The organism is Geothrix sp., assembly GCF_049292215.1.
Classification (GTDB): Bacteria; Acidobacteriota; Holophagae; order Holophagales; family Holophagaceae; genus Geothrix.
In genome coordinates this window covers 23408-36513 of record NZ_JBATQW010000084.1, presented here as the reverse complement: position 1 = coordinate 36513, position 13106 = coordinate 23408, and the positions used below count along the sequence as shown (strand labels likewise).

At 67.8% G+C, this 13106-nt stretch carries 10 protein-coding genes; 2 read left to right on the top strand and 8 right to left on the bottom strand.

The features are described 5' to 3' along the window. Together WAS25_RS14370 and WAS25_RS14365 are read left to right on the top strand one after the other, a co-directional pair. Positions 1-468, top strand: a 468-nt coding sequence (locus WAS25_RS14370; RefSeq protein WP_422313304.1) for a glycerate kinase, incomplete at its 5' end; no start/stop codon positions are given. Positions 469-523: 55 nt separating this feature from the next. After that, positions 524-2404: a malate synthase gene (locus WAS25_RS14365; protein ID WP_422313302.1), complete on the top strand. Its 1881-nt coding sequence runs from the start codon at positions 524-526 to the stop codon at positions 2402-2404. A gap of 98 nt (positions 2405-2502) precedes the next feature. Here the strand turns inward: WAS25_RS14365 and WAS25_RS14360 are convergent, their stop codons facing one another. The 8 genes from WAS25_RS14360 to WAS25_RS14325 form a co-directional block, all read right to left on the bottom strand. Continuing rightward, positions 2503-3405 carry a 2-hydroxy-3-oxopropionate reductase gene (locus WAS25_RS14360; protein ID WP_422313300.1) on the bottom strand — a complete coding sequence of 301 codons (903 nt, stop codon included), beginning with the start codon at positions 3403-3405 and terminating at the stop codon, positions 2503-2505. A 76-nt stretch (positions 3406-3481) separates the two neighbouring features. Continuing rightward, the gene (gene hyi, locus WAS25_RS14355) at positions 3482-4261 is read right to left on the bottom strand and encodes a hydroxypyruvate isomerase (RefSeq protein WP_422313298.1); all 780 of its coding nucleotides are present in this window, start codon (positions 4259-4261) and stop codon (positions 3482-3484) included. 248 nt (positions 4262-4509) lie between these two features. Then, a complete protein-coding gene (locus tag WAS25_RS14350) occupies positions 4510-5286 on the bottom strand; it encodes a hypothetical protein (protein WP_422313296.1) in 777 nt (258 codons plus the stop codon). 26 nt (positions 5287-5312) lie between these two features. Then, the gene (locus WAS25_RS14345) at positions 5313-8126 is read right to left on the bottom strand and encodes a M20/M25/M40 family metallo-hydrolase (protein ID WP_422313294.1); all 2814 of its coding nucleotides are present in this window, start codon (positions 8124-8126) and stop codon (positions 5313-5315) included. A 124-nt stretch (positions 8127-8250) separates the two neighbouring features. Then, entirely contained in the window at positions 8251-9561 is a 1311-nt protein-coding gene (locus WAS25_RS14340) for an aminotransferase class I/II-fold pyridoxal phosphate-dependent enzyme (protein WP_422313292.1), read from the bottom strand. A gap of 123 nt (positions 9562-9684) precedes the next feature. Next, entirely contained in the window at positions 9685-11001 is a 1317-nt protein-coding gene (locus tag WAS25_RS14335) for a glutamate-5-semialdehyde dehydrogenase (RefSeq protein WP_422313290.1), read from the bottom strand. Further along, positions 10998-11855 (bottom strand): glutamate 5-kinase, encoded by an 858-nt coding sequence (proB, locus tag WAS25_RS14330; RefSeq protein ID WP_422313288.1) that lies wholly within the window; start codon positions 11853-11855, stop codon positions 10998-11000. Before proB ends, WAS25_RS14335 begins: the two co-directional genes overlap by 4 nt. Before the next feature lie 198 nt (positions 11856-12053). Then, entirely contained in the window at positions 12054-13043 is a 990-nt protein-coding gene (locus WAS25_RS14325) for a BPSS1187 family protein (protein ID WP_422313286.1), read from the bottom strand. Positions 13044-13106 lie beyond the last annotated feature (63 nt).

The following is a 13106-nucleotide window of genomic DNA, read 5'->3' as shown; positions in this document are numbered from 1 at the left end:
CTGGGAGTGTTCGCGAAGGTCGCGGCCCAGGCCACGGGCCGCGATGTGGCCCTGTCACCGGGCGCCGGAGCGGCGGGCGGGCTGGGGGCCGGCCTACTCTTCTTCACCCCGGCCAGCCTGCGGCCCGGCGTGGCCATCGTGCTGGAGACCACGGGCTTCGACGCCCTGGTCCAGGGTGCGAACCTGGTCATCACCGGCGAGGGGCGGACGGACTTCCAGACGGCCATGGGCAAGGCCCCCGTGGGCGTCGCGGCGGTGGCGAAGCGCCACGGTGTGCCCGTGATCTGCCTCTCGGGTGGGCTGGGCGACGGCGCGGAGGAGGTGCTGGCCCACGGCATCGACGCCTTGGCCAGCACCGTTCCTCATCCCATGGCCCTGGAGGCCTGCATTGGCCAGGGGGCCGCCCTAGTGGAGACCGCCACGGCGCGGGTCTGTCGGCTACTGAAAGTAGGAATGTCCCTACAGTGATTTCCGGGAACAATGAAAGCACCTAATCCGTTGGTGCTGCGCGTGGAGGCCCGTAATGACGACGACCCTCGAATTCCGCTCGGGGATTCTGGCGGACTACCCCGATGTCTACACGCCGGAAGTGCTCCGTGCCCTGGAGGCCCTCGCCCCCCTGAATGCGCGCCGACGGGAACGGATGGCCGCCCGTACTGCCCGCCGGAAGCGCCGCCACGAGCACGGTGAGCGAATCACATTCCTGGATCCCGAGTCCCTGATCCCGGGCACCCAGATCAAGGTGGCCGACGCCCGGTCCGGCAACTTCGAGGGCGCCGTGATCCCGCCGGACCTCCAGCGCCAGTGGATCCAGGGCACCGGACCCGCCACCAAGCCCCGCGCCGACGTGCGCTCCGGCATCCGCAACGTGGCCTATGCCCTGCTCTCCGGGGCCGACGGCTGGATGTTCGACGGCGAGGACGCCCTGGGTCAGGTGGACACCATGTCCCTCGACAACCACCGCAACCTCAAGCTCGCCCTCGCCCGTGATCCGCTTTTCCTGGACGTGGCCGAGGAGGTCTCCCGCGAGATGAACCAGTGGGCCCAGGGCTTCTTCGGCCGCCCCATCATCGCCGATTGGCGCCAGCAACTGGACTTCACCACCGTGATCTACCGTGTGCGGGGCCTCCACCTGGATGACCGCCACATCCGCCTGGACGGCCAGGGCTTCTCCGCCTCCATCGCGGACATGGTGATGTTCGTGGTGAACAACCACGAGCGCCTGCGGGCCGTCGGCCGCAGCCTCGTCCTCTACCTGCCCAAGACCCAGACCGCCGAGGACGCCGCCCTCTTCAATGCCATGATCCTCGCCCTGGAGACGCACTTGGGCCTGCCCGGGGGCACCATCAAGTGCTACGTGCTGGTGGAGCAGATCGAGCAGTGCTTCCAGCTCATGGAGATCCGCGCTGCCCTCTCGCCGCATTTCGTGGGCTTCAATACTGGGCGTTGGGACTACATCAACAGTGTTTCGGATGCGCTGGCCTGGGACCGCGACTTCGTGAACCCCAACATCCAGGCCATCACCATGACCTACGGCTACATGCGGACCTACGAGGACCGCGTGCGCCGTGCCATGAACACGCCGGACCGGAACGGTCGCTTCGCCCTCTGGCAGGGCGGCATGGAGCCCAACATTCCCGTGGGCTCAGAATCTGGCGTCTCCGCGAGCATGAAGAAGGCGGTGGCCGGCGCCGAACGCGAACAGCGGGAGGGCGCCTCCGGCAAGTGGGTGGCCCACTGGAAGATGGTCCACATCGTGCGCCCGGTCTGGGAGAAGGTGGGGCAGGCCAACCAGTCGGGCCGTGCCTTCCCGGCGCTGACCTACACGCCCGAAGACGCTGCGGGCCTCATGCACCTGGAGCCCGCGCCCCGCACCATCGCAGGCGCCCGCGACCTGCTCTCCGTCGCGTTGCAGTACGGCAACGCCTTCCTGCGGGGCTTCCAGGCCGCGGCTCTGAAGCCCGCGGACTTCTTCGGGAACGACGACGTGCTCTACCTCATGGAGGACATGGCCACGGGCGAGATCCGGCTCTCCATTCTGTGGGAGTGGATCCACAAGGGCGCGCTGCTTACCGAGGCCGATGCAGGGACCGGCTGCGCCGCCGGGGATGCCTTCACGCCGGCCCTCTTCGCCCGCCTGCTGGAGGAGGAATACGCCAAGCTCCGCCAGGCCGGCAACCGCGACGTCCACGATGACTCCAAGGACACCACCCTCCCCATCGCCCGGGCCATCGTCCAGACCTATGTCCAGAGCGACCTCAAGGCCCCCTGGTATGTGGATCTGCTCAACCTCAACCTGGGCGTGGAGCGGTTGTCCGAGGCGGAAGCGCGCATCGCGCGGTTCCTGGAAACCTTCAAGAAGGATGGCACTCGGTTGACGGAGAACCTGGATTTCAACCGCTAGAATTCCCCCAAGTCACCAAAGCGCCAGGAATCGAAGGACTGCTGGCTGCGCGCCCTGGTCTCCTGGTGGTGGGATGGTTCCTTTCCCCGCAGAGGCCGTCACTTCTCGGTCGTGACCGACTGGCCGATCTCGAAATTCGCCAGAGTCTCCAACGCCCGGACCATGGCCGAGTGATCCCAGGCCTTGCCCCCGTGGGCCGCGCAGGCGTTGAACAGTTCCTGGGCCGTGGCCGTGTTGGGCAGGGCCACGCCCAGGGTCCGGGCGGTGGAGAGGGCCAGGTTCAGGTCCTTCTGGTGCAACTCGATGCGGAAGCCCGGGTCGAAGGTCCGCTTGATCATGCGCTCGCCGTGCACTTCCAGGATCTTAGACGAGGCGAAGCCGCCCATCAGGGCCGCCCTGACCTTGGCCGGATCGGCACCGGCCTTGGCCGCGAATAGCAGAGCCTCACCCACGGCCTCGATGGTCAGGGCCACGATGATCTGATTGGCGACTTTGGCCGTCTGCCCGTCGCCGTTCTGGCCCACCAGCGTGATGTTCTTGCCCAGCAATTCGAACACGGGCCGGACCTGCTCGAAGGTGGCTTCGGAGCCGCCCACCATGATCGACAAGGTGGCGTTCTTGGCGCCCACCTCGCCGCCGGAGACGGGCGCATCCAGGTACTGACAGCCCAGGTCGTTGATCTGCTTGGCGAAGTCCTTGGTGTCGATGGGCGAGATGGAGCTCATGTCGACCACCGTCTTGCCAGGCGTCAGGCCTTCGGCGATGCCGTTGGCCTCGAACAGGGCCGAACGCACGTGGGGCGTATCCGGCACCATGAGGATGATGAGGTCCGCCTTCTGGGCGACTTCCCTTCCGTTCGTGCAGGCCTTCCCACCGGCCTCGACCAGGGCCTGGGGCACCGCGGGGATGCTGAACAGGAACACCTCATGGCCAGCCTTGATCAGGTGGCCCGCCATGGGCGTGCCCATGATGCCCAGTCCGACAAATCCGATCCTGCTCATGTTTCCTCCGGAAGGGTGGAAGCTTCCTGTGCGTTGGTGTTCCCAGACATGGTCCAGGCCGCGGGGTGATGCCGGGCTACCTGCCCATGACGGTGACCCAGCCCAGGCCCTCGGTCGTCGTGGTGAGGGGCTTGTACTCGCAGCCGATCCAGCCGTCGTAGCCGAGGCGGTCGAGATGGCCGAACAGGAAGGGGTAGTTGATCTCCCCCGTGCCGGGTTCGTGCCGTCCGGGGTTGTCCGCCAGCTGGATATGGGCGATGCGGGGCAGGTGCTGTTCCAGCGTGGCAGCCAACTCGCCTTCCATGCGTTGCATGTGGTAGATGTCGTACTGCAGGTAGACGTTGTCGCTGCCGGTTGCGGCGAGGACTTCCGCGGTCTGCTGGGTGCCGCAAAGGTAGAACCCGGGAATGTCACGGGTGTTGATGGCTTCGACCAGCAGGCGGATGCCAGCGGCCTGCAACTGGTCGGCCGCGAAGCGGAGGTTGGCCACCAGGGTCTCCTGGAGCTTGTGGTCCGCGACTCCGGCTGGACGGATGCCCGCCAGGCAGTTGAGCCGCGTGCAGCCGAGGGCTTTGGCGTAATCGATGGCCTTGCCTACCCCATCTTGGAATTCACCCACGCGATCGGGCAGCACCGCGATGCCCCGCTCACCCTTGGCCCAGTCGCCGGAGGGGAGGTTGTGCAGCGCCTGGACCAGGTCGTGGCGGCCCAGCTGCTCGGCCAGATGCTCCTTCGGGAAGGCGTAGGGGAAGAGATACTCCACGCCGCGGAATCCTGCTTTGGCTGCGGCCTCGAAGCGGTCGAGGAACTCCAGCTCGTTGAAGAGCATGGTCAGGTTGGCGGCGAATCTCGGCATGGCTGCTCCTGCTGGAGGTGGGGGGGCCGACGGCCGCATGGTTCGCGGGAAGTGGCGGATGGATTGGTGGCCATTGTCCCACCATGCAGGATCGCGTGGTAGTCAATGCCGCACCTGGTCGCCCCGACCGGTCTGGACGGGGTGCCGACTTCGGGGTTCTGGATCTCCCAGCAGCTCCGGGAAGCCCTCCTTGGCCTTCAATACCGATCAGGGTCTGGCAGTGGGGATGGATCTCGGCGGAGGGCCGCTTATGGCTTGGGGAAGTGCTCCTTGGCGCACTCGGGGCACATGCCGTGGGTGAAGGAGGCCTCCGTGTGCTCGGCGAGGTAGTGCTCCACCTGGGTCCACAGGCCCTCGTCATCCCGGATCTTCTTGCACCAGCTGCAGATCGGGAGCAGGCCCTGCAGGGTGCGGATCTCGTTGAGGCTCTGCTGCAGCGCTTGGTTCGCCTCGTGCAGGCGCTTCCGCTCCTCATCGTGGGTGGCCACCACCACCCACAGCATCAGGACGCAGGCCACGGCGCTGACGAGGAAGCCCGTGGTGAGGTCGAGGTAGCGGTCAAAAGGCGTCTGGAAGGGGATCGACCATTCAGGGCGCACATGATCGAGGGCCAGGAGCGCCAGCACGTTCGCCAGGAAGAGGAGCAGGAAGACCCAGCGCTCCCGCCCGCGAAAGAAGATGCCGTTGATCATGACGCCGGCGAAGAAGAACATGGCGATGCTGCCCTGGGAGCCCGCATCCGTGAACCAGCACAGGTTGAGGACCAAGGCCACGATCACGAAGAAGGTCCGCATGAAGTGGGACCCGCGCAGCGAGGCCCAGTAGAGGGCCAGGGCCACCAGTCCGAAGATCGCGATGGTGACATTGAGGAGCAAGGGCAGATTCTGGATGGTGTTCACCGGGATGACCACGGCGAAGGAGAGGAAGGCCCCCGCCAGGCAGAGCAGGCGGAAGAGCCGGAGCTCCATGTTCGGTTCCCGGGCGGAGGAGAACTCGTATCTCAGCGAGGCGAGGAAGGACTTCAAGGGCGTTACCCCAGGGGCGGATGGGCTCAGCGCAGTCTACTCGTCTCGGCGGCAAATGCGTCCAGAGCCCGGTAGTACGGGTCGATGCTGGGGATGAAGTGGCGTTCGTTGGCCGCGTGGGGGCCGATGCCCGTCTGACCCCACACCACAGCTTGGCCGCCCGGTGCGAAGCGGGCGGAGGTGCCGGCACCCTTGCGACCAATGCGCACGTCGCCGCCGGCGGTGGTGATGCCCTTCAGCAGGGCCTTGAGGTAGGGGTTCTCGGGATCGCAGGCCACGCCCGGTTCCCAGGCGGAGGGGAGGAACTCCAGCTGCAGCTCGGCGACCAGGGCCTCGATCTCGGCGCGCATCCTCGAGACGTCGTCCTGGGGGATGGCGCGGATTTCCACACCCAGGGAGCCGCGGTCCGGCGTGATGTTGTAGATGCCGGGCGTGCCCACCTGGATGTAGGCGAAGCGGGCCAGGGACTGCCAGCCATCGGCAGCCTTCAGGGTCAGGTGCTTGGCGAAGAGCTCGCGCAGGGCCTCACGGGCGCTGAGAAGCCTTTCGGTGAGGTCGGTCCCGCCGGCTAGGCCGCTGTGCCCGCGGGTGCCGTGGGCGATGAGCTCGAAGCGGAGGACGCCGCGGTTCTGGGTGCAGACTTCGCCCCATAGCTCGGTGCCCTTCTCGCCGGTGCGCTCGCCCGCGATGAAGAAGGACGGCTCGTAGTCCCACTCCTCCTTGAGGACCTTCAGCACGTGGGGCGTACCCATGGGCTCAAGCTCGCCGTTCTCCTCGTTCCCCACCAGCAGCAGGTTGATGGGCGGGTAGGGCGCGCCCTTCCTGAGCGTGTCCTTCATCCAGACGAGGTAGGTGGACACCACGGTCTTCATGTCGGCGGCACCGCGTCCGTACAGGTAGTCGCCCTGGATTCTGGGCTCGAACTGGGTGTCATCCGGTTCCGGCTCTACCACGTCGAAGTGCCCGCAGAGCATGGCCGGGGCCTTCTCGCCGCCCGGGAAGTGGGCCAGCACCGCCGGGAACGGGCCATGGTCGAAGGTGCGCACGGGCACGCCGTGGTTGCGGAGGTAGTCGTGGACAAAGGTGGCGGCGCGGTGGACTTCCGGCAGGCGCTCCTCGGGGCAGGCCGTGACGCTGGGAATGCGCACCAGGCGCTGGGAGAGGGCAATGACCTCCGCCGTTTTGTCGGGGTATTCCGCATCGACCAGGGACTCGGGCCGGGGTTGGAAGCGGACGGGAGCCTGGGGATCCAGCGTCACCTCGTCGCGGGCGTGTTCCACGAAATCGCGCAGCTTGCCTTCCTCCTCCCCCAGGTCGGCGAGGTGGGCGGTGATGGTCTCCACTTCATCGCGCACCCGGTCCTTCCGGGCCTCCGCCAGTTCCACCAGCAGGGCAGGAGGCACGATGTCCGAGGTGCCCAGCCTGGCCTTCAGGGCCTGCCGGATGCGCTCGGCGGTGCTGGGGGCTCCCGCAGCCAGATCGCGCAGAGGCTGGAGGTCCTCCCAGAGACCCAGGGCTTCAGCCAGCGGCCGCATCTCCAGCAGGGTCCAGTCCAGGAAGGCAGAGAGGGAGATGGGCTTGGCCGTGAGGGGATCCTCGATGACACCGCGCAGGCCCTCCTTGGCGGCCAGCTCCTCGTTGCGGCGGGCGCGCTTGATGTCCTCGGCGTCGTAGCGGAATCCCCGGGCGAAGTCGGGGTCCGCGTAGAAGCGCAGCAGCAGCAGGTGCTTCAGCGTGAGGTTGGCGACGTCCAGGGCCAGGTCGTGGCCCGGATCGTCCGTGCGCACCTCCACGCGGGCCATGGGCAGGTCGATGCGGGCGAAGAGGTTCTGCCGCTCGATCTGGGCCGCCATGTCCTCCACGTTGCGGGTCTGCCCCGCGGCGAAGAGGCCCCGGGCGTAGATGTCGTGCAGCTGGTCGCTGGTGACCTGGATGAGCCGTTCCACGGGCTCTGCCTGGGAGCGGGCGCGGACCGGGATCCAATTGTTGTTGCCGAAGCGCACGCCGCTGCGCACCAGGTCGTAGGACAGGCGCAGGTAGTCGGCATGGCTGCGGTTCAAGTCCGGCACGTCGAGGGCTGGCGGGTTCGGGAAGGTGAGGTTGCGCACCGATTCGTAGGGCGTGAGCCGAACCACCGGCTGGCCGTCCTCTTCCGAAGCCTGCAGGGGAGTACTGGCGCTGGTGGCGATGAAGAGCGCGGCGAAGGCGCGCATGAGCCGGGTACCCGTGATGTAGATCCGGTTCTTGTAGTCGTCCAGGTGCGTGTCGCCCCGCTCGCTGGTGGGCAGGTGCATGAAGTCCCAGGCCAGCATGGGCTCGGGCAGACTCAGGTTGGAGTGGGTGCCGGCCGTGGCCAGCTCGGTGCCGTACATGTCCACGCAGCGCTGCAGGTAGCGCCGCTTGGCCAGGTGCCAGGACTCGGGCACGCAGTCCGGGCCGATCTTGGGCAGCACGAGCAGGTTGCCGTGCCAGTAGTGGAGAGGCTCCCCGAAGCTGCGGCCGGCCTTGGCCAGGGCATTGATGAGGGCGCCTTCCAGCAGGCGGCCCTCGTACACCGCGCCCCGGGGCGTGTGGTAGGGCTTGGTAACCCACTCGATCATCCAGTGGAAGACCTCGAGCTGGTGGTACTCCTCCGTCCAGGGGGACAGCACCTTTGAGCGCAGGTGGTCCACGAAGGACATGTGGTCGGGTCCCGTGCCCACGGTGAGCAGCGGACGGAACTGCGGATCCACCAGGTTCCACTCCAACTCCAGCCCGCAGAGCCCGCCCGAGGGCCGGGTCTCCAGCGCCGTCTGCCGCGCCAGCTGGAACTTCTCGACAAAGGCGTTCAAGTCGAACACGGGTGCTCCGGAGCAAACAGAAAAGACAACTGCAAACCACGAAGACAGAAAGGCCACGAAGCAGAACGGAAGGGTAGGACAGAGCACTTCCTTCGTGGTCTTCCCGTCTTCGTGTTGAGTATGTTCAATTCCGGAGCGATTTCAGCGCCTCGATCAGCCGCGTAGCCGCGCCCTGGGTGCGCTCGACGGGGGTGGCGTAGGAGAAGCGGATCCAGTCGCCGCCATAGGGGCTGAAGAAGGCGCCGGGCACGACTGCCACGCCGTGGTTCTCGGCAAAGTTCTGGCCCAGGGGCTCACTGTCGGCCCAGCCCTTGGCCTTCAGGCCCTCGGCGACATTGATGAAGGCGTAGTAGCCCTGGCCGATGATGTGGGTGAGGCCCTGGGTCTTCAGGAACTCGCGCAGCCAGGCGCGGCTGGCGCGGCAGGGCCCGGCGATGGGCGCGCTGGCAGTGGCGAACCCCTGCTCGTAGGCGGCCATGGCCACGGCCAGGCTGAAGAAGGAGGGGATCACCGTGTGTGAGGCCTGGGCCACGATGGTCTTCACCACTTCGGCGTCGGCCAGAAGGTGGCAGTTGCGGATGTTGGACCCACCCAGGCTCTTGGTGATGCCGTCCAGCACCATGAGGCGCTTACGCAGCTCGGGCTCGAAGGCCCGCAGCAGTACGTTCACGTCGTAGGGCTCCCCATCGCCCACGGCGTGATACATCCAGTCGAAGAGCACGAAGGCCACGCCCGCCTCCAGGGCGGTCCGGGCCAGGGCGATCTGGCGCTCCAGGGTGAGGGTCTGGCCCGTGGGATTGTCCGGGCTGGTGATGACGAGGCCCGCCACCTTGCGGCCGGTCTTGGCGGCTTCGCTGACACAGGCGCGGATGCCGTCCTCGGAATAGGCCCAGCCCTCCTCGGCGCGGCCCGGGGCCCACATCACGTTGGCGCCGATGCCGTACGGCCCCCAGTTGTAGCTGATCCAGGGCACCCGGCTCACGACCACCACGTCGCCCTGGCGGCCATGGCCCAGGGCCAGCATCGCCTGGTAGGCCTTCTGCAGGCCATCGCGGCCGCCCTGGGTGCCGATGACGTTGGCCGTGCCCCAGCCGGTCTCCGGCGCCAGCTTCCAGTAGCTCTCGGCCACGGCCTTGCGGTAGGCCTCGGTGCCGAAGGGCATGTCGTAGGCGGTGCCGTGCTGCTTCTGCAGTTCGAAGGCGCGATCCAGCAGGGCTTCGGGCACGCCGGGCAGGGAGGCACCGCCGTCGCCTTGGCTGGCGTCGAAGATAGGCAGGCCGGGCTGCTTCTCCTGGAAGACCTTCAGCGACTTGTTGATGAGGAACATGCGCGAGGCCGGGATGGCCATGAGCTTCCCCAGGTGGTCGCTCACCGGGACGAGGTTCGACTCGGGCACGGCGAAGGCGGGCGTTTCAGGAGAGAGAAGGGCAGCCACGGTACCTCCCGATACGAAAAATGCCGCCCCTGCGGCAACCCGGGGGCGACAAGCATTGGTTAAGGCTAGCATTTCAGGTTCTCGGCTCAAAGTTATAGAACCTTATGCATTGATAAATGAACCTTATGCGTCAGGAATGAGATCGCGGTGCGTGAAGGGGCGGGCGGCGGGTCCCGCATAGTCCTCGACCCGCTGCCCTGAGCCCCGGAGCAGGTAGCGGTAGCTGAGCAGGCCCTCCAATCCGACCGGCCCCCGGGCGTGGATGCGCCCGGTGCTGATGCCGACCTCGGCCCCGAAGCCGTAACGGAAGCCGTCGGCGAAGCGGGTCGAGGCGTTGTGGAAGACGCCCGCGGCGTCCACCTCGGCCAGGAAGTGGGCGGCGGTGGCGGGATCCTCCGTCACGATGGCTTCCGTGTGGCCGCTGCCGTGGGCGCGGATGTGGGCCAGGGCCCCGTCGAGGTCGGCCACCACCTTCACGGCCAGGATGGGGAGGCCGTACTCGGCGTCCCAGTCGGCGTCTGTGGCGGGCGCGATGGCGGGGACCAGGTCGCGGCAGCTCGGGCAGCCGCGCAGCTCCACCCCCCGGGGAACGAGGTCCGCCACCAGGGCGGGCAGAAGCCGGGCCGCCGCTTCTCGGTGGAGCAGCACGGTCTCCACGGCGTTGCAGGCGGAGGGGTACTGCAGCTTGGCATCCCGCACCAAGGCCACGGCCATGGCTGTGTCCGCTGCCGCGTCGAGGAACATATGGCAGATGCCATCCGCGTGGCCCAGCACGGGGATCCGGGTGGCGGCCTGGAGGCTCATGACCAACTCCCGGGAACCCCGGGGGATGACCAGGTCCACCAGGTCGGGGCGCTGCAGGAGCGCGGCGACCGCCGCGCGATCCGCCAGGCCCTGCACGGCGGCCTCGGGCAGGCCCGTATTGCGCAGCGCGGCCTGCACCGCAGCGAGCAGCGCCGCGTTGGAGTGGCGGGCCTCGCTACCGCCCTTGAGCAGCACGGCGTTGCCGCTCTTCAAGGCCAGGGCGCTGATCTGGATGAGGGCATCAGGCCGCGACTCGAAGACCACGCAGAGCACGCCCAGGGGACAGCTCACCCGGGTGAGTTCGAGCCCGGCGTCGAGCTCACGGCGCAGCAGGACCTGATGCAGCGGATCCGGCAGGTCCGCCACGGCACGGACGCCCTTCGCCATGGCGTCGAGCTTGACGGCGTCCAGCTTCAGGCGCTCAAGGGCCGAGGGATCGATGACGCCCAATGCCGCGCTGACATCCTGGGCATTGGCCGAGAGGATCTCCGCGGCACGCTGATCCAGCTCCTGAGCCAGGCGCAGGAGCACGCCGGTGCGCAGATCGGAGGGGGTGGTCGCCAGGTGCCGTGAGGCCTCGCGGGCGGCCTGCGCCAGGCGGTGGATGGCCTGGGGGGCGGAGCTTTCCGTGGTCATGACCGGCCTCCCTTGGGTGCGGCGAGGAAGAGGGTGCCCACGGGCTCGCCCGAAAGGATCCTGGCCAGGATGTGGACGGCGAGTCCCGAGGCCAGCACCACGGGGACCCCCGCCCGGGCGGCGGCGCGGGCCGCCTCCACCTTGCTGACCATGCCACCCCGGCCGCGGTCGGAGCCGCCCTCCAGGTTGGCCTGCAGGTCGGCGCCGAAGGGGACTTCGGTCAGGGGGGTGGCCTCGGGGTCGAGGCCGGGGTTGGCGGTGTGCAGGGCCGTCACGTCCGACAGCAGGATCAGCAGGTCCGCCTCCAGGTGGGTGGCCACCAGGGCTGACAGGTGGTCGTTGTCGCTGAAGATGGGCGTGTGGCCGGGATTGGGGCGCTCCAGCTCCAGGGTGGAGACGGTGTCGTTCTCGTTGAGCACGGGGATGGCGCCCAGCTCCAGCAGCGTCTCCAGCGTGCGCCGGAGGTTGGCGTGGCGGACGGGGTCGGCGAAGTCGTCCTCGGTGAGCAGCACCTGGGCCGCACAGAGCCCCATGCGGGCGAAGCCCTCCTGGTAGATGGACATGAGCTGGCCCTGGCCGGCGGCGGCACAGGCCTGCTTCTGGGACAGGCTCTCGGGCCGGATGCCCAGTTGCCTGGCCCCGAGCCCCACGGCCCCGGAGGACACCAGCACCGGCTGGGCGCCCCGACGGCGCAGCTCCGCCACGGTCTCCATGAGCCCGTAGAGGCGGCTGAGGGCGGGCCGGCCCTCGGCATCCAGCACGACCTGGGTGCCGAGCTTCAGGACGATCCGCTGCGCGTTGGCGAGGCCGGCGCGCTGCAGGTGTTCAGAGGAGGCCCTAGAGGGGTGGTTCATGGAATCCTGCCTAACGAAAAACCCCCGATCGCGGTGGGTCGGGGGCGGGAGAGCGGGAAGGTCTGTGGCTAGATCATGCCCCCGAACACCCGGCCACCGGGGTGGCAAGGCTGGGGCGCGGGTTGAAGGTCGTGACAGGCATCATGGTGAGCAAAGTGTGCTGGCGACCCGCCATTCGGTGCAAGTGAAATCACTCCCTCATGGGAAACAGAGCTGAATCCAGACGGGTCGGTAGGCAGGGCTGCCGTCCCCCAGCTTGGGGGTCACGGCATCCACCACGGTGGCGCTGTGGAATGGCGCCGGGTAGGCGATGGTGGGAGCGTGGGCGAGGTTCGTGGTGAGTTCATGACTGCCTGCATAGGGCGCGCCGACGGTGTCCACGTCCACCACGGCGCCGTAGGCGTTCATGCCAAGGGCTGTCCAGTTGGCCGTCACCACTGGCAAGGTGACCAGTTCGTCCTGCTGGTGGCTGAAGCCGAAGACGCGCTCCGGTCCGGTGACTCCCGGGGAGGCATACCATGTGGCGGGCAGGTTAGGCGTGCTGCGCCAATCAGCTGGGCTGGAGAAGCAGACGACCCGGGTCACCGGGTGGAGCTTGCCCAGGACCCCCGCGTGGCCTCCGCCCTGGCTGTGCCCGCCCACCGTGACCTTGCTCCAGACGGGTTGTCCCGCCGCGAGATACTGCCCCCAACCTTCGGTGGGATAGGTGTTGGACAGGTAGGTCAGCAGGGCCGTGAGCCGGTGTTCGAGGCATTCGGTGGGCGAGATGGCCACCAGAGTCGAGACATCCTGTCCCGTGATGATCTCCCGGCGCACGTTCCAGTGGGCATCGGGATCCGTGCTGGCATCACAGAGGCTGCCCACGCTCGGGGTGTTGGGGTACATCAGGCCGATCACGTGATAGCCGCGAGCCGCGCCGGTCGCCTGGATGAGCTGCTGGTTCTGGGGCTGGCCGCCAGTGCCCACGAGGAAGAGGAACAGCCCGTTCTTCGCCACCACGGCGGGATAGGGATTGATGGCCACGTGGGGGTTGAGGTAGGTGGTGATGGCCGGGTCCGTGGTGGAGGGCACGATCAGGCGTGTGACGGAGGGTGGGTTGACCGGGGTGGGAGGCGGAGCGCTCGAGGAGCCACCCCCGCCACAGGCGGCGAAGAAACAGGCCAGTACGGTGCAGGCAAGGGCGCGCATGGGGAGGTCTCCTCATCCAAGGATCGACGGCTCGTGCAGAAGGTTGAGGCCAGATCACCGGTC

What these genes read in the sequence shown, in the direction of transcription:
- WAS25_RS14365 (WP_422313302.1), top strand. Translation starts at nt 524, where the DNA reads ATGACGACGACCCTCGAATTCCGCTCGGGGATTCTGGCGGACTACCCC.
- WAS25_RS14360 (WP_422313300.1), bottom strand. Translation starts at nt 3,405, where the DNA reads ATGAGCAGGATCGGATTTGTCGGACTGGGCATCATGGGCACGCCCATG.
- hyi (WP_422313298.1), bottom strand. Translation starts at nt 4,261, where the DNA reads ATGCCGAGATTCGCCGCCAACCTGACCATGCTCTTCAACGAGCTGGAG.
- WAS25_RS14335 (WP_422313290.1), bottom strand. Translation starts at nt 11,001, where the DNA reads ATGACCACGGAAAGCTCCGCCCCCCAGGCCATCCACCGCCTGGCGCAG.
- proB (WP_422313288.1), bottom strand. Translation starts at nt 11,855, where the DNA reads ATGAACCACCCCTCTAGGGCCTCCTCTGAACACCTGCAGCGCGCCGGC.
- WAS25_RS14325 (WP_422313286.1), bottom strand. Translation starts at nt 13,043, where the DNA reads ATGCGCGCCCTTGCCTGCACCGTACTGGCCTGTTTCTTCGCCGCCTGT.